The organism is Pseudomonas fluorescens, from assembly GCF_000802965.1.
GTDB lineage: Bacteria > Pseudomonadota > Gammaproteobacteria > Pseudomonadales > Pseudomonadaceae > Aquipseudomonas > Aquipseudomonas fluorescens_A.
Genome location: NZ_JSAK01000027.1, coordinates 146,757 through 162,004, shown reverse-complemented (window position 1 = coordinate 162,004; position 15,248 = coordinate 146,757). Strand labels below are relative to the sequence as shown.

At 59.2% G+C, this 15,248-nt stretch carries 17 protein-coding genes; 9 read left to right on the top strand and 8 right to left on the bottom strand.

Annotated elements, in window-relative coordinates:
* Positions 1-247 precede the first annotated feature (247 nt).
* The 5 genes from NL64_RS21335 (at position 248) to NL64_RS21315 (ending at position 5,156) form a co-directional block, all read left to right on the top strand.
* Positions 248-1,897 (top strand): phosphoethanolamine transferase, encoded by a 1,650-nt coding sequence (locus NL64_RS21335; protein WP_034150036.1) that lies wholly within the window; start codon positions 248-250, stop codon positions 1,895-1,897.
* Positions 1,894-2,556, top strand: coding sequence for a class I SAM-dependent methyltransferase (locus tag NL64_RS21330; protein ID WP_034150035.1), 663 nt, complete (start codon positions 1,894-1,896; stop codon positions 2,554-2,556). Before NL64_RS21335 ends, NL64_RS21330 begins: the two co-directional genes overlap by 4 nt.
* Before the next feature lie 123 nt (positions 2,557-2,679).
* A complete protein-coding gene (gene rnd, locus NL64_RS21325; RefSeq protein ID WP_034150034.1) occupies positions 2,680-3,813 on the top strand; it encodes a ribonuclease D in 1,134 nt (377 codons plus the stop codon).
* A complete protein-coding gene (locus tag NL64_RS21320; protein ID WP_034150033.1) occupies positions 3,810-4,103 on the top strand; it encodes a YcgL domain-containing protein in 294 nt (97 codons plus the stop codon). The genes rnd and NL64_RS21320 overlap by 4 nt, the downstream gene beginning before the upstream one ends.
* 120 nt (positions 4,104-4,223) lie before the next feature.
* Positions 4,224-5,156 carry a D-2-hydroxyacid dehydrogenase gene (locus NL64_RS21315; protein ID WP_034150032.1) on the top strand — a complete coding sequence of 311 codons (933 nt, stop codon included), beginning with the start codon at positions 4,224-4,226 and terminating at the stop codon, positions 5,154-5,156.
* 89 nt (positions 5,157-5,245) lie between these two features.
* On the opposite strand, the gene NL64_RS21310 is transcribed toward NL64_RS21315, so the two are convergent.
* On the bottom strand, positions 5,246-5,839 hold the full coding sequence (locus NL64_RS21310) for a nitroreductase family protein (protein WP_034150031.1): 594 nt from the start codon (positions 5,837-5,839) through the stop codon (positions 5,246-5,248).
* Positions 5,840-6,119: 280 nt separating this feature from the next.
* On the opposite strand from NL64_RS21310, the gene NL64_RS21305 reads away from it, so the two are divergent.
* A complete protein-coding gene (locus tag NL64_RS21305) occupies positions 6,120-6,569 on the top strand; it encodes a YcgN family cysteine cluster protein (RefSeq protein WP_034150030.1) in 450 nt (149 codons plus the stop codon).
* 143 nt (positions 6,570-6,712) lie between these two features.
* Positions 6,713-7,942 (top strand): hypothetical protein, encoded by a 1,230-nt coding sequence (locus NL64_RS21300; RefSeq protein WP_034150029.1) that lies wholly within the window; start codon positions 6,713-6,715, stop codon positions 7,940-7,942.
* 136 nt (positions 7,943-8,078) lie between these two features.
* On the opposite strand, the gene NL64_RS21295 is transcribed toward NL64_RS21300, so the two are convergent.
* The 5 genes from NL64_RS21295 to NL64_RS21275 all read right to left on the bottom strand — a co-directional run bounded on the left by NL64_RS21295 (position 8,079) and on the right by NL64_RS21275 (position 11,397).
* The gene (locus tag NL64_RS21295) at positions 8,079-8,456 is read right to left on the bottom strand and encodes a YgaP family membrane protein (protein ID WP_034150028.1); all 378 of its coding nucleotides are present in this window, start codon (positions 8,454-8,456) and stop codon (positions 8,079-8,081) included.
* A 91-nt stretch (positions 8,457-8,547) separates the two neighbouring features.
* Positions 8,548-9,018, bottom strand: coding sequence for an RNA methyltransferase (locus tag NL64_RS21290; protein WP_007911337.1), 471 nt, complete (start codon positions 9,016-9,018; stop codon positions 8,548-8,550).
* A gap of 73 nt (positions 9,019-9,091) precedes the next feature.
* Positions 9,092-9,949 carry a hypothetical protein gene (locus NL64_RS21285; RefSeq protein ID WP_034150027.1) on the bottom strand — a complete coding sequence of 286 codons (858 nt, stop codon included), beginning with the start codon at positions 9,947-9,949 and terminating at the stop codon, positions 9,092-9,094.
* 340 nt (positions 9,950-10,289) lie between these two features.
* Entirely contained in the window at positions 10,290-10,661 is a 372-nt protein-coding gene (locus NL64_RS21280; RefSeq protein WP_007944009.1) for a YajD family HNH nuclease, read from the bottom strand.
* A 49-nt stretch (positions 10,662-10,710) separates the two neighbouring features.
* Entirely contained in the window at positions 10,711-11,397 is a 687-nt protein-coding gene (locus NL64_RS21275) for a spermidine synthase (RefSeq protein WP_034150026.1), read from the bottom strand.
* Between the two features lie 96 nt (positions 11,398-11,493).
* Here NL64_RS21275 and NL64_RS29765 point away from each other — a divergent pair, with 96 nt between their 5' ends.
* A complete protein-coding gene (locus tag NL64_RS29765; RefSeq protein WP_080758060.1) occupies positions 11,494-11,784 on the top strand; it encodes a hypothetical protein in 291 nt (96 codons plus the stop codon).
* On the opposite strand, the gene NL64_RS21270 is transcribed toward NL64_RS29765, so the two are convergent.
* Both NL64_RS21270 and NL64_RS21265 read right to left on the bottom strand, forming a co-directional pair.
* Complete coding sequence (locus NL64_RS21270; RefSeq protein ID WP_034150025.1) at positions 11,781-12,254, bottom strand: cyclic nucleotide-binding domain-containing protein; 474 nt, start codon at positions 12,252-12,254, stop codon at positions 11,781-11,783. The two genes, NL64_RS29765 and NL64_RS21270, sit on opposite strands and share 4 nt — an antisense overlap.
* Before the next feature lie 194 nt (positions 12,255-12,448).
* Complete coding sequence (locus NL64_RS21265; protein WP_034150024.1) at positions 12,449-14,503, bottom strand: S9 family peptidase; 2,055 nt, start codon at positions 14,501-14,503, stop codon at positions 12,449-12,451.
* Positions 14,504-14,737: 234 nt separating this feature from the next.
* Here NL64_RS21265 and NL64_RS21260 point away from each other — a divergent pair, with 234 nt between their 5' ends.
* Positions 14,738-15,238, top strand: coding sequence for a hypothetical protein (locus NL64_RS21260; RefSeq protein WP_034150023.1), 501 nt, complete (start codon positions 14,738-14,740; stop codon positions 15,236-15,238).
* Positions 15,239-15,248: the final 10 nt, after the last annotated feature.

Here is a 15,248-nt window from a genome sequence, read left to right as displayed (position 1 = left end):
GGTTATCTAGAAATTAAATACGACTCGACAGCCCTTCTGCAGGGGGGCACAAATGGGCGCTGGGCTGAACCACAACTGAATCATTCTCAAATAAGTTAAAAGTTTCATGTTGATATAAGAGGCCAACTAATCGTTGGCTTCTTTTTCACAAAAAATTGATGGTTGGCTGCCTAAAGTTAGTGCTGTCGCGGTAAATGAAATTTTCACATTTGCCGGCGGCACTTCTTTCCAGGAACAGCCGCTCATCATGTTGAAGATCAAAGCCGTGCGCCCCGAGTGGGTGACATTGATTGCCAGTGCCTTTTTATTAATCGCGTTCAATTTGGTGCTGTGGCAACACCTGTTCGAGATTACAGCGGGTGACGGTAAAGGCATCGTCATGCGCGTGGCATTCGGGGTGATGATCCTCGCGGCCTTCAACATTGTACTGACCCTGCTGGCGTTCCGGCCGCTCTTGAAGCCGGTCTTGACGCTGCTGTTCATGATCAGTGCGGGCGTGGCGTACTTCATGAGCCAGTATGGTGTTTTGATCGATGCTGGCATGTTGCGTAATTTTGCGGAAACCAACGTCACAGAAGTTCGTGATTTACTGTCGATAAAGTTGCTTATTTATATTGTGCTGCTCGGTATTTTGCCGTCGTTGGTTTTGTGGAAGACCTCGATTAACTATCGTCGCTGGCATCGTGAGTTAGTAAGTAAAGTATTGGTGAGTGTTGCATCGGTTGCGGTCATTGGCGGGGTGGCGCTGGTTAATTATCAAGGCCTGTCTTCGTTGTTTCGCAATCACCATGAGTTACGCCTTATGGTAGTGCCGAGCAACTACATTGGTGCTTCGTTGGGCTACCTGCGCGAGCAAGTGGCGTCGGCACGACAGCCTTTTGTCGCAGTCGGCGTAGATGCCGAGAGAAACCCGGTCTGGCAAGCACACGGTCGTAAATCCCTGACCGTTCTGGTGGTGGGTGAAAGTGCCCGGGCGGAAAACTTCGGCATCCTCGGTTACGACCGCGACACCACGCCAAATCTCGATAAACAGCCCGGTCTGATCGCGTTCACCGATGTGCACTCCTGCGGCACTGAAACCGCAGTGTCGGTGCCTTGCATGTTCTCCAACATGGGCCGCAAGGATTACAACGCCAGCAAAGCGAAGAACGAAGAGGGGCTGCTGGACGTGCTCAAGCGTGCCGGTCTCGATGTTATCTGGCGTGACAACCAGTCAGGCTGCAAAGGCACTTGCGACCGGGTCACGCTCCAGGATGTCAGCAATCTAAAAGATCCGGTGCTGTGTGCCAACAATGAATGCCGAGATGAAATCCTTCTGCAAGGTTTGCAGCACTTCATCGATACCCTGGATAAAGACACGGTCCTGGTGTTGCACCAGATGGGTAGCCACGGTCCGGAGTATTACAAGCGATATCCGAAAGAGTACGAACGCTTTACCCCTGTTTGTGAAAGTAATGCGCTGAACAACTGCAGTCGCGAAAGTATCGTCAACGGCTATGACAATACGTTGGTCTATACCGACCATGTGTTGTCGACCCTGATCGATGTATTGCGCAGCAATCAGGACAAGGTCGACACCGCGATGCTGTATCTGTCGGATCACGGCGAGTCCCTGGGTGAATACAACCTGTTCCTCCATGGCACGCCCTACATGCTGGCGCCTGAGCAACAGAAGCATGTGGCGATGCTGGCCTGGTTCTCCGACAGCTATCAAAAGTCGTTCTCGGTGGACACCCATTGCCTGCAAATGAGCCGCGAAAAACCCTTGAGTCAGGACAACCTGTTCCATTCGATGCTGGGTTTGCTGGAGGTCAACAGCAAGGTCTACAACCAGGATCTGGATATGTTTGCCGGCTGCCGTGGCGCCGTGATCGACGGTGTACTGGCCAAAGAATGAATGCCCAACTCCCATCCGCCATTGAGCAAGAGTTTGCCCGGCGCTACGACCAGGAACACGCTCGCGTCTGTTTGCAGCCGCGCGCGCAAGGCCTGGCCAGGCGCCTGGGGTTCTGGCGTGACGAGCAACTGGTGCGCAATGCGCTCAATGCCGCCGGCGAACCAGGCCTGATTCTTGATGTGGCCTGCGGCGTAGGGCGCTTCTGGCCGGTGTTGGCCGAACATGCGAACCGGGTGATCCTGGCGACCGATCCGTCGCAGGAGATTCTCGATCATGCTCGCACCCATCATCCACAAGACCTGTTGAACCGCATCAGGACCTTTCAAAGCTCAGCTTTCACCATCGGCTTGCCAGAGAACGCAGTTGACTGCATTTTTTGCATGCAGCTGTTTCAACACATGGCCAGCCCTGATCTACGTCTGGCGATGTTGGAGGAGTTTTATCGTGTCAGCCGCGATACGGTGATCGTGGCCGTTCGGCTCGACGGTCGCTTCAAGGGGCGACGTGCCGATGCACAGGGCGTTGCGAGCCGACCGCTGGCCAGCAAGGCCGAGATTGAGGGCGAGTTCAAGCAGGCAGGCTTTCGTGTGCTGAGTCATCAGGATTTCCTTCCTGGATGCGCACCGAGGCGGGTTTACGTGCTGCGTAAGCCCGGATAGTCCGTGTTTGTCGGACTATTCTTCTTGTCAGGCAGGTATTTTCGCTAAAGCTCTTGTTCAGTGGATGCGCGGAAATCGCCGGGGGCGATATATACTGCGCGCCATTCTTCAAGGGAGAGCCGTGTGGCCATCGATATTCACTGGATTCGCGACAACGATAGCCTCGGCCGGTTTTGCGCCGAGTGGCAGCATCTGCCCTACGTTGCCCTCGACACCGAATTCATGCGGGTCGACACCTTCTATCCGATTGCCGGCCTGCTGCAGGTGGGCGATGGCGTACGTGCTTACCTGATTGATCCGCTGACCATCGACAACTGGCAGCCGCTGGCCGCGTTGCTGGAAAACACGGCGGTGGTCAAAGTCGTGCATGCCTGCAGCGAAGACCTCGAAGTCCTGCTGCGCTTGACCGGCAGCCTGCCGGCGCCGCTGTTCGACACGCAATTGGCCGCCGCTTACCTGAACCTCGGCTTCTCCATGGGTTATTCGCGTCTGGTGCAAGAGGTGCTCGGCATCGATCTGCCCAAGGGCGAAACCCGTTCCGACTGGTTGCAGCGTCCGCTTTCCGAGACCCAGATCAGCTACGCCGCCGAAGATGCCGTGCATCTGGCGGAAGTGTTCGTGAAGCTGCGTCCGAAGCTGTCTGACGACAAATACGCCTGGGTTCTGGAAGACGGTGCCGAGCTGGTGGCCAACCTGCGCCGCGAGATCGACCCGAATGAGGTCTATCGCGACGCCAAGCTGGCCTGGAAACTCTCCCGCGCGCAACTTGCCGTCCTGCGTGAACTTTGCGCCTGGCGCGAGACAGAGGCCCGCGCCCGCGACCTGCCGCGCAACCGCATCATTCGCGAGCATTCGCTGTGGCCGCTGGCGCGGACTCAGCCTGACAACCTCGGTGCGTTGGCGAAAATCGAAGACATGCACCCGCGTACCGTGCGTCAGGACGGCGAATTTCTGCTTGATCTGATCAAGCGCTCTGGCAGTGTGTCGCCAGATCAATGGCCGCCAGCCGTGCCGGAGCCATTGCCGGTGGACGCTGCCGTACTGCTCAAACAGATGAAAGCCATCGGCCAGGCCGAAGCCGAGCGCCTGGACATCGCGCCGGAGCTGATGCTGCGCAAGAAAACCCTGGAAGCGCTGTTGAAAAGCGGCTTCCCCAAGGGTCCCTACCAATTGCCTGATTCGCTGCGTGGCTGGCGCCGCGAATTGATGGGCCAGGCGCTGCTCGACAGCCTGGCCACCGCCGGAGAACAGCCTTGAAACGTATTTGCTCCATCTACCGCAGTTCGAAGAGAAACGAAATGTACCTGTATGTGCTCAAGAGCGATGCTCTGGAGCGGGTACCCGAGCCTCTGATGCTCGCCTTCGGCAAAGCCATCCACGCCTTCGACCTGGTGCTGTCCCCCGAGCGCAAGCTGTCACGCGAGGACATCACTGTCGTGCTGGAGAACCTTGATAAGCAGGGCTACCACCTGCAAATGCCACCGGCCGAAGACGAGTACATCGAGCACTTGCCGGAAGAGTTGCTGCGCCGCAACGATCCGATGTAGTCGCTGGACAGGCTCTGTTCAGAGCTATTGTGAAACACTGGAATGATTTGGCGATGGCCGCGACGACAGAGCAATACTCTGTCGGTGGCTGTCTGCACTGTTTTTCGAAAGGTTTGTAGCATGCGCGTTCTGATTGCTGAGCACGACCACCCTGTGTACGCCCAACTGTTGCGCGAAGTAGCGCCGGATCTGGAAGTGCTGACCAGCGGTGACTCCGCCGAACTGGCCCGACAGGCCGCTGATTGCCCGGTGTGGCTGGGACAACCCGACCTGCTGGCGACCTTGCTGCGTCAGGGTCACCAGCCGCAATGGCTGCAATCGACCTGGGCGGGCATCACGCCGCTGCTGGCCGACGGCTTGCCACGACACTATCGGCTGACCCGCGCGGTGGGGATTTTCGGTCAGGTCATGGCTGAATACGTGCTCACCTACATGCTCGGTCACGAGCGGGAAGTGCTGGCGCGGCTGGTCAGCCAGGTCGAGCGCAAGTGGGACAGTCGTCATGGCCAAAGCCTGGCGGGGCGCAAGGTGTTGATCGTGGGCACCGGTGACATTGGCCAGACCGTCGCGCAATTTCTGGTGCCGTTCGGCGTCGAGTTGTACGGCATCGCCAGTTCGGCCCGCGAGCAGGCGCCATTTGTCGAAGTTGGCTCGCTGGAGGACTTGCCTCGCTTGGTGGGGGAAGTGGATTACGTGGTCAACTTGCTGCCAAATACACCGAACACCCACGATATCTACGATGCGGCGTTGTTCAAGCAATTCAAACCGACCGGGTTGTTCATTAACGTCGGACGCGGTGTCGCGGTGGTTGATGCGGACCTGGTGGAAGCCTTGAAGGAAGGGCACCTGGTGGGCGCGGTGATCGACGTCTGCCGTCAGGAGCCACTGCCGCAACGTCATCCATTCTGGACGGCCTGGGGCCTGTTGCTGACCGGGCATAGTTCGGCACCGACATCGCCGTCGCTGATGGTGAAGCTGTTTGTCGAGAACCTGCGGGCGTATCAGGCGGGTGAAGCGTTGCGCGGGGAAGTGGATTTCGATCGCGGGTACTGAGGCGAAACAAAAAGATCGCAGCCTTCGGCAGCGCCTACAGGTGTTACATAATCCTGTAGGCGCTGCCGAAGGCTGCGATCTTTTGCATTTTAGAGGGTGAAATCGCCTTCAGCAGCGAGTTCGCTCAACGGCCGACGCGGGCTCGGCTCTTCACGGGCTTGCAGGTAGTCCGCCAGTGTCGACTTGTCGCCCAGTTTGCCGATCGCCACGGCGGCGTGCAGCGCATAGCCTTCAGGAATGTTCAGCTCCTTGCGGGTCAGTTCCTGATCGAAACCGGCCATGCCGTGAGTGTGCCAGCCGCTGATGCTGGCTTGCAGCGCCAGATGGCCCCAAGCCGAACCGGTGTCAAAGGTGTGCCACAAGGCTGGAGTTTCTTCGGTAGCGCCAGGTGCCGCGAAGGTGGTTTTCGACACCACGATCACCAGGGCCGAGGCGTGTTGCGCCCAGCTGCGGTTGAATTCGTTCAGCAGACCGAGGTAACGCTCCCAGTTCGGCGTATCGCGACGCGCGTAGAGAAAGCGCCAAGGTTGCGAGTTGTACGCGGACGGCGCCCAGCGCGCGGCTTCAAAGAAACTCAGCAGGGTCTCGACCGGAATGTCTTCGCCGGTGAAGGCGCGGGGCGACCAGCGATCGGTGAACTGTGGATGGATGGCGTAATCGGCAACGCGTGGGTTTGCACTCATCAAGAGATTCCTTGCTACGTATGAAAGTGAGAAACGTCTGAAACCTGCGGGCGCAGTTGAGCTGAGCGGTGAGGTCTGTCGAGAGCCGTGGCGGTTCACCGGAATGCAACGCGGTTGAGCGTTAATGGCACGCAGGTCTGGCTCCTTGCGACTGGCAAAGCTACTTGGCGGCGCCACAACTGACAAGTCCCGCTCTACCGGCAGTCGCCAATGCTTGGCCCTCGGGGTCTGGCGCACTAGACTGGCGGCCTTTTCACCACCTGATGTTGATGCTCGAGCCATGGCCGCCAAAGTCGAACCGTTCTGGATACGCAAAACCCTCGATCAACTCGATCCGGAGGAATGGGAGTCGCTGTGCGACGGTTGTGGCCTGTGCTGCCTGCAAAAGCTCGAGGATGAAGACGACAACAGCGTCTATTACACGCGTATCGCCTGCAAACTGCTGGACCTGAAAACCTGTCAGTGCACCGATTACCCTAATCGTCGCGACTTCGTACCGGACTGCATCCAGCTCACGCCGGGCAAGGCTGATGAGTTCAAGTGGCTGCCACCGACCTGCGGTTATCGTCTGGTCAGTGAGGGCAAGGATCTGCCGCTGTGGCATCACCTGGTCTGCGGTGACCGCGATGCGGTGCATCACGAACGCATTTCCCAGTCCGGGCGCATGCTCGCCGAAGGCAGCGTGCCGGAAGATGATTGGGAAGATCATCTGATTTTCCGGGCGGGTTAATTTCCAGCGCTATCTTATAGGTGGCGAGGGAGCTTGCTCCCGCTTGAGTGCGCAGCACTCAAAAAATAGGGCGTGACTAAAAGAATTTGAGGCTGCTTCGCAGCCCGGCGCGAGCAAGCTCGCTCGCCACACTAGGAGTGTGTATGGCTGTGGGATGGCGGCTGGCGTTGGTTATAGGGTGTTTTGCCTTTAGTTCGCCCATATGGGCTGCGAAGAAGGTCGATCTGGATTACCACGTGCGCCTGTTGCCGCAAAGCGATCAGGCTGAGGTTCGCCTGACCCTGGCCCAGGGCTCGGCGGTCCGCAGCCTGGACTTCGACCTCGGCGACGGCAGCCATTACAGCGATTTCAAGGCCGATGGCGATTGGCAACCGGCACCGGGCAAGCCAGCCCGCGGTGTATGGCGACCAGCCGCCGACAAGGCCAGCCTGACTTACCGCGTGCGCATCAGCCAGGGGCGCAAGAGTGGCAGCTTCGACACCCGCATGACCCCCAGTTGGGCGCTGATGCGTGGCGAAGACCTGGTGCCGCCAGCCAGACTCGATCAGCAGGACGGCATCGAACTGGTATCACGCCTCGAATTCGAATTGCCCAGCGGCTGGAAAAGCGTCGAAACCGCCTGGCCGCGAATCGGCAAGAACAAGTTCCGCATCGACAACGTTTCTCGACTGTTCGACCGACCCACGGGCTGGATGCTCGCCGGGCATTTGGGCAGCCGTCGAACACGCTTGGGCGAGACCGAAGTCACCGTCGCTTCGCCGCGCGGTCAGGGCATGCGGCGCATGGACGTGCTGACGCTGCTGACCTTTGTCTGGCCGCAGGTACAAGCGGTGTTTCCTCGTCATCCGACCAAGTTGCTGATTGTCGGTGCCAACGATCCGATGTGGCGTGGCAGCCTGGCGTCGCGGGAGTCGATCTACCTGAACACGCGTCTGCCGCTGGTCAGCGAAAGCGGCAGCAGTGCGCTGGTGCGGGAGTTGGCTCAAGTGTTCGGGCGGATCAACGATACGCATCGAAGCGACTGGATCAGCGAAGGGTTTGCCGAGTATTACGCCATCGAACTGGTGCGCCGTGCCGGTGGTATGAGTGACGAGCGCTATGAGAGTTTGCAGACTCGGTTGGCGAAGGACAGTCAGAAAGTCACGACCCTGCGCGGTGAGCAGGTCAGCCCGGCACAGGTTTCGAAAGCGGTGGTGTTGTTGCAGGAGCTGGATCGCGAGATTCGCCTGAAGACGCGAAACAAGCGTTCGCTGGATGACGTGTTGCGTGGGGCGATGCATCTGGGGAGTGTTGATACCAAGGAATTCGTGCAGCTGAGTGAGAGCGTGATTGGCGAGTCTTCCAAAGTCCTTGATACCGAGTTGCTTCAGTAAAGGTAAAGATCAAAAGATCGCAGCCTTCGGCAGCTCCTACAGGTCTCGTGTCGTTCACAAATCTTGCGATCACCACGAAACCTGTGGGAGCTGGCTTGCCAGCGATGAGGCCTTACGCCTCAACATATCTTTCGGATCAAACCCCGGTTTTCGGCGATTTCAACGAATCATTGCCGGTCACGGTTGCGGTGTTGGTCGCCGCCTCGGCATTGGCCTTCAATCGGCCCAACTCTTCACCTGCCCGCTGAATCTTCGCCCGCACGTTGTCCATGTCCTGACGGCTTTTTTCCAGCAGGCTTTTCGCCGAGCTATGCCCGGTGATGCCGCGTGCCAGGGCAACGCCGCCGATCGCCACCTGAATCAATCCGAAAATGCCACCGCGACGCAGGCCTTTGCCCACCATCACCACGCCACCGGCCAGGGAGCCGATGCGCTCCCAGCCTTGAACATTTTGATCGCTATGAGTCTGGAACGGGGTGGATTCGATGCGCTCTACGCGTTTGAGTTCGCTCATGATCTGTCTCCAGGCAGGAAGGGCTGCTTCAGTGTCGATAGTTAAGCTGACTGCCGAGGCGGCCGGCTTGTTCCATCGGATGTGCGACGTTTCAGCGGAATTTCGGCCCCGAGCGGGTGTTCAGGCCCTTGGCCATGCGGTCGTAGAGCACGACGTTGACCGTGGCGGCCAGGTTCATGCAGCCGGTGGTGGGGATGTAAACCACGTCTTCGCACCAGTCGCGAATCTCTTTGTCCAGCGAACCGTCTTCCGGGCCGAAGATGTACAAAGCGCGGTCCGGATGAGTGTACTCGGGCAGCGGGCGCGCACCTTCCACCAGTTCGACGGCGACGGGAACGCAATTGAGCGGCAGGATTTTCTTCAGGTCGTCAATGCCGATCAGCGGGATGTCGTAGTGAACGCGCTTGGTATCGGTGACGAAATCGGCGGCGCGCTCATAGCGCTTACCGGTGTAGAACACCGACGCCACGCCATAACAGCCAGCGGCGCGCATCACCGAACCGACGTTCTCCGGTGATTTGGGGTTATACAAACCAATGCAGCTGTACCGTTTGTCTGCCACGAGCGAAGCGCCTTTCAGGAAAAAAGCGCGATTATACGGGGTTTGCGGGCGGGCCGCAGATTCGGCGACCAGGTCACTGCGTCGCCGGCGTGAGGGCCTTGATCCGGTCCACCAGGGCAGTCCCGGCGTTGTTGATCTTGTCGTTTTCCGGGTTTTTGCTGGCGTCCGGGTCGGTTACGACGCCGGCCAGAATTTCAGCCAGGTTATGGAAATGGCCGGATTTCTTTTCAGTGGAGTCCTTGCTGCCATTGGCGAACTGATCCAGCGCATCTTGCAGCGTCATGTGCTGGGACAACCACTGCGGTGTGTTTTTTTCTTCCGGGCTCATGTTTTCGAGAAAGTTCATCGCCGCCTTGGCCCGACCGACCGGGTCATTGGCGAACGGGTCTTTCCAGTTGTTCTTCTGATCGTCGGGGCCGCTGTAGTAGCCCGACGCCAGACGAGCCTGCTGCCGCATCAGTGCTTTTGCTGCGTCCTGTTCATCCTTGGAGAACAGTCCGCCTTCATTGGTCGCGACGGCGTTGAGCGAGCGTCGATCCAGGTCACCCATCAGCGCATTGCGGTCTTCGACACTGCCGCTGTAAGGCTTATCGCCGGCCTTCATCTGCGCGTATTTTTCATCCATCCGTTTGCGCGCATCCGTGGCCACTTCGGCAAAGGTTTTGCCCGCTGAGCTGGAGACCGCGCCCGGCTGGGTAACACCCAGCACCAGGGCATCGGCGCTCATGCCTGGACGTACCGGGAAAAAAGGCGCGTTGCCGGCAATCGAACCGCTGTAGTCAGCGGCTGTTTTGGAGAGGCTGAGTGAATCGTCGTTTTTGCTTTTGCCAGCCGTCTGCTCGGTTTCGCTGGCCGCGGGTTTAGCCTTGGCCTCGGCGGAGTTGTAATAGGCCAGGATGGCGGCGCTGTTGAAGGATGAGTTGACGTTCATGACTCGAGCCTGTCCATGTGCGATGCGGTTTAGGGACGACATGAGCGGTCAAGACTTTGACTGGCTCAGTGTATTGACGTTGATACATGGCAAGAACAGTGCCATCAGGGAGAGTGGCGGGCGAGGCGGGGCTCTGTAACGGTCAGGACACTTTTTAACGCGCGTGAAGAGGGGAGCTGTTTGCCGATGGCGGCAGATTGTCGCCGTCCGGTGTCAGTACTTGCCGCACCAAATGCTGTAGGAGCAAGCTTGCTCGCGATAGCGGACTGTCAGGCAACACAGAGGTTGCCTGTGTAATCGCCATCGCGAGCAAGCTTGCTCCTACAGGTCCGGTGGGGATTCAGTCTTCTTTTTTCATCAGCCCGGCCAACGCGGCAAACGGGTTGTGCGTCGCCTTGGCGATTTTCGGGGTGCTCAGCGAGCCTTCGCCGAAATACTGCTGGTCGGTGTAACGCGAGTGTTCGTTGTCGTGGCAATACAGGCACAACAGTTCCCAGTTCGAACCGTCCTGCGGATTGTTGTCGTGGTTGTGATCGCGGTGGTGCACGGTCAGTTCGCTCAGGCGCTTGCCGGAGAATTCACGGGCGCAGCGGCCGCACACATGCGGGTACATTTTCAGGGCTTTGTCGCGGTAGCCCATTTCCTTGTCGCGCTGATTGTCGGCGAGGATGCGGTCCAGCTTCGAGGTGTTGGTCGGGGTGGACGAACTCATGGGTTCACCTTTGTAAAAAGACTAATGACGGTTATGCAGTGAGTTTAGCTCAGCCCTTGAGCTTCTCGGCAATCCAGATGGTGTGGCGGGTGCCCTTGTTGCCGTGGGCGAAGACTTGCACTTCCTCGGCCTTGAACCCGGCTTTTTTCAGTTTGTCGGAAAACTGCCGGTCCGCGCTGGCCGACCAGACCGCCAGCACGCCTTTCGGTCGCAGGGCTTTGGCGCAAGCACTCAGGCCACCGGCGGAGTAGAGCCAGCTGTTGGCCCGCTGAGTCAGGCCTTCGGGGCCGTTGTCGACGTCGAGCATGATCGCATCGAAACCCTGCGGCTCGGCTTGCAGAACCTTGGCCACGTCATCCATGCGAATCACGGTACGCGGGTCGAGCAGCGGGTTGCCGGACTTTTCGCCTAACGGTCCACGGTTCCACTCCACCACGCCTGGCACCAGTTCGGCGACCACCACTTCAGCGGTCTTGCCCAGGTGCTTGAGCGCGGAGGCGAGGGTGAATCCCATGCCCAGGCCGCCGATCAATACCCGTGAGTTCGGGCGACCGGCGACCTTGCGGCAGGGGATCTCGGCCAAGGCGTCTTCGGAGCCGTGCATGCGTGTGTTCATCAGCTGCCCGCCGTCGCCGCCCTGGATCTTGATGACGAAATCCTCACCGTATTCGAACAGGCACAGGGCACCGCCGTTCTCGGGAATTGGGGCGGTGTCGAGCAGAACGAAACGTTTCATGGGACTCACTTGAAGAAAAATTGGCAGCAGAGGGGAAGGCAAACGGACGCAGTTGGGAGTAGCCTGCAACAGACAACAAGGCCAACGGAGCCATTGATGAAGCGCACCATTCTAACGGTCATTGCCTGGGCCGCGCTCTCGATAACTGCAGCGCAGGCCCAACAGTTACAAAGCATTCCCGTAAGCCCCGCGCTGACGCCAGGCTCGCCTGGCACCGCGACGCCAACGCCGTACCCGCAAATCAGCCCCGCCCCATTGCCCAGAGTCGGCCCCGGCAGTGGCGGTCCGCCGTTGGTGCCGATCGAGCGACCAAGCCCGCCCACCAAGGATCAACCGGTGCCGGGCATCGAGCAGAATCCACCAAAAGTTAAATCGCCCGGCGGTTAAACCTGCTGCGCGAGCAATTGCCCGTCGGCCATGCGCAAGCGTTTGGACAGCGAAACGGCGAGTGCGCGGATAATCTTTGCGGCGATTTTCGGGGCATCGTTGAGCATCTTTTCCAGCGAATCCTTGCCCAGGTTGAGCAGTTGGCAGTTGCTCGCGGCGACGCAACTGGCCGAGCGGCGTTCGCCATCGAGCACGGCCATTTCGCCGAACGAGCGGCCACTGCGCAACGTGGCGATGGTCACCCGTTGCCCGTCGCTGGTGGTTTTTTGCACCGCCACCTGGCCGGTGTGGATGATGCACATGAAGCTGCCGGCATCACCCTCGTGGAAAATTTCTTCGCCCTGGGCGATGGTGCTGATGCTGAAGTAGCCCGAAGCGGCGGCAAAGTCGGCCGGCAGCAGCTGATTGAACAGGCCGCAGTCCATCAGCCAGTCGCGGATTTCGTTGTTCAGGAAGGTCGGTTCTGACATGTCGTGCGGTCTTTTTGTTGTCTGGTTCTGATCCGGATTTACCGCAAACCCCTGTAGGAGCTGCCGAAGGCTGCGATCTTTTGACTTTAATTTTCAAGATCAAAAGATCGCAGCCTGCGGCGACTCCTACAGGGTGCAGCGTTGTATCGGCCACTGGTGTCCGGAGTTAAGACCGGAGGACCAAGCCAAGTTCCTCAGGCAACGCCCAATACCTTGAACAAAAATGCATATTCGAGTGCTACGTCACGCAATCCTTGATATCGGCCACTCATACCGCCATGCCCGGCGCCCAGTTCGGTCTTGAGCAGCAGGGGGTTGGTGTCGGTTTTGGTCGCGCGCAATTTGGCCACCCATTTTGCCGCTTCCCAATATTGCACGCGGCTGTCGTTGTAGCCGGCGATCACCAAGGTCGCCGGATAGGCTTGTGCGGTGACGTTTTCGTACGGTGCGTAGGCCTTGATCCGATCATAGACATCCGGCTCTTCAGGGTTGCCCCACTCGTCGTATTCGGTGACGGTCAGCGGCAGGTCCGGGTCGAGCATGGTGTTGAGTACGTCGACGAACGGCACTTCGGCAATCGCCGCGCCGAACAGCTCCGGCCGCTGGTTAAGCACCGCACCGATCAGCAGGCCGCCGGCACTGCCGCCGCTAATCGCCAGTTGTGTCGCGCTGGTGAAACCGTTGGTGATCAGGTGTTCGGCGCAGGCAATGAAATCGCTGAAGGTGTTGTGTTTGTGCTCCTGCTTGCCGGCGCGATACCAGGCTTCGCCCAGTTCTCCGCCGCCACGCACGTGCGCGATGGCGAACGCCATGCCGCGATCCAGCAGGCTGAGGCGTGCATGGGAGAACCAAGGGTCGAGGCTTTCGCCATAGGCGCCATAACCGTACAGATAGAGTGGCGTTGGCTTACCGAGAGCTTCGCGTTTGACCACAAGGCTAATCGGCACCTGCGTGCCGTCGGGCGCCGTCGCCCACAGACGTTGGCTGACATAGGCATCGGCGTCGAACGGGCCGAGTACCGGGGTTTCCTTGAGGACTTTCTGTTCGCCGTTGGTCAGCAGCAATTGGCGGATTTGCGCCGGACGGTTCAACGCTTCGTAGCGCAGGCGAATCCTGTCGCTGACGAACTCCAGGCTGTTTTGCACGTGCAGGCTATACGCTGCATCCGGTAGCTGTACCCGGTAGCTCGGCAGGTCTTGCGGATGGACTTCGATGATCGGCAGACCACCTTCCCGCAGGCTCAGGGTCATGGCGCCGGCATTCAGGCTCATGCCGTCGATCATCACCGTGTCGCTGTGGGGGATCAGGTTCTGCCACTCTGCCTCGATTGGCGCCACGCCGGTATCGACTGCGGTGTACAGGGCAAAGTTGATACCGTCGCGGTTGGTGCGAATGAACCAGGTCCACTCGCCGTCGAGCGCGCCGTGGTCGACGTCGTACTCATGGTCCTCGACCCGTGGCGCGATGCAGGTAAAGGCTTGTTGCGGCTGGTTGGCGTCGAGCACCCAGACTTCGCTGGTGGTCTTGCTGCCCAGGGATAGCAGCAGTTGCTGCTCGGAACTTGAGCGGTAGCAATGCATGAAGAAGCGGCCGTCAGTCTCATGGAACACTTCTTCGGCCGCCGTGCCATCGAGGCGATAGCGGTACAGCTTGTGCGGGCGATGGGTGTCGTCCAGCTCGCCGAAAAACAGGGTCAGGCTGTCATTGGCCCAGGTCATGCTGCCGTCACAGTCCTGGAATTCCAGTTCGCTGATACGACCGTCGGACAATTCCTTCACGAACAGCGTGTAAATCTCATCGCCCGAGGAGTCGATGCTGTAGGCCAGGCGCTGGTGGTCCGGGCTGATGCTGAACGCACCAAGTGAGAAGAAACCGCCGTTGGCCAGCGCGTTCGGGTCCAGCAGCAGTTGTTCGCGGCTTTCATCGAGGGTCAGGCTGTCGTCTGCCGGACGTGGGCAGCGGTAGTGACGAGCGTATTCGTCACCCGCCGTGGTGCGCGTGTAATACAGATAGGGCCCCCACGGCGAGGGCAGGGACAGGTCGGTTTCGAGAATCCGGCCCTTGATCTCTTCGAACAGGGTTTCGCGCAATTCGGCCTGATCGGCGGTTTGCGCCTCCTGATAGCTGTTTTCAGCCTTCAGGTAGTCGAGCACCGCAGCGGTGTCGCGCTCCTGAAGCCAGGCATACGGGTCGCAGCCTTCGGCCTTGTGGGCGATTGGGGCGTCGGAAACGTTGGCGGATAGGGACATGGAGGGCTCTCGAACAATGTACGGAATAGGGGGCTTCGCAGACCGCTGGCCTGTGCAGAGCCTGTAGGAGCAAGCTTGCTCGCGATGGCGGCCCGACTGTCAACATTGATGCTGAATGTGCCGACCTCATCGCGAGCAAGCTTGCTCCTACAGGGCTGCGTCTTGACCGATGCCATTGGGCAAGCCTGACGTGCGAAAAGTCGTTACTATAAGCGTCTCTTTGCCTGCCTTGCCATGGACACCATGACCGAGAACGACTATCTGATCGCTTGGGGCCTCTACGCCTTTGCCGCTTTGGGCTGCCTGTTGGTGTGGATGCGTATCACCCGCTGGATGTGGCGTTGGCTGCGTGAGCCACTGCGTTTGCTGGTGGCGGTGCTGCTGTTTTCGCCGACCATCATTGACCCTGTGAAAGAAAAGGTCGCCCCGGCCATTGCCATCACCGCCCTCGACCTGTTGTTCAAGGTTGGCAACAACGCATGGCGGGCGATTTCCGATCTGTTCATGTACGGCATGATCGCTTTCGGCATTTACCTGGTGTTCGTGGCGATCCGCTTTCCGATCGAGCGCAAAGCCAATGCGCGCAAGGAACAGGCGGCCGCCGCCAAGGCCGCAGCCCGTGCCGAAGAAGCGGAGGAAGAAGAACACCTTTTCGGTGGGGCCGGTGATGATCGTTACGGTCGTCCGCCTGTGCCGAGCAATCCCCAGCGTATGCGCGTCGAACCGCGTTTGTAACGTTGCCCCT

Excerpts from the sequence above, each read along its gene's own strand:
- NL64_RS21265 (WP_034150024.1), bottom strand. The coding sequence starts at position 14,503 with ATGTCCCTATCCGCCAACGTTTCCGACGCCCCAATCGCCCACAAGGCC.
- NL64_RS21330 (WP_034150035.1), top strand. The coding sequence starts at position 1,894 with ATGAATGCCCAACTCCCATCCGCCATTGAGCAAGAGTTTGCCCGGCGC.
- NL64_RS29765 (WP_080758060.1), top strand. The coding sequence starts at position 11,494 with ATGAAGCGCACCATTCTAACGGTCATTGCCTGGGCCGCGCTCTCGATA.
- NL64_RS21275 (WP_034150026.1), bottom strand. The coding sequence starts at position 11,397 with ATGAAACGTTTCGTTCTGCTCGACACCGCCCCAATTCCCGAGAACGGC.
- NL64_RS21335 (WP_034150036.1), top strand. The coding sequence starts at position 248 with ATGTTGAAGATCAAAGCCGTGCGCCCCGAGTGGGTGACATTGATTGCC.
- NL64_RS21285 (WP_034150027.1), bottom strand. The coding sequence starts at position 9,949 with ATGAACGTCAACTCATCCTTCAACAGCGCCGCCATCCTGGCCTATTAC.
- NL64_RS21300 (WP_034150029.1), top strand. The coding sequence starts at position 6,713 with ATGGCTGTGGGATGGCGGCTGGCGTTGGTTATAGGGTGTTTTGCCTTT.
- NL64_RS21315 (WP_034150032.1), top strand. The coding sequence starts at position 4,224 with ATGCGCGTTCTGATTGCTGAGCACGACCACCCTGTGTACGCCCAACTG.
- NL64_RS21310 (WP_034150031.1), bottom strand. The coding sequence starts at position 5,839 with ATGAGTGCAAACCCACGCGTTGCCGATTACGCCATCCATCCACAGTTC.
- NL64_RS21260 (WP_034150023.1), top strand. The coding sequence starts at position 14,738 with ATGGACACCATGACCGAGAACGACTATCTGATCGCTTGGGGCCTCTAC.
- NL64_RS21305 (WP_034150030.1), top strand. The coding sequence starts at position 6,120 with ATGGCCGCCAAAGTCGAACCGTTCTGGATACGCAAAACCCTCGATCAA.
- NL64_RS21270 (WP_034150025.1), bottom strand. The coding sequence starts at position 12,254 with ATGTCAGAACCGACCTTCCTGAACAACGAAATCCGCGACTGGCTGATG.
- NL64_RS21295 (WP_034150028.1), bottom strand. The coding sequence starts at position 8,456 with ATGAGCGAACTCAAACGCGTAGAGCGCATCGAATCCACCCCGTTCCAG.
- NL64_RS21280 (WP_007944009.1), bottom strand. The coding sequence starts at position 10,661 with ATGAGTTCGTCCACCCCGACCAACACCTCGAAGCTGGACCGCATCCTC.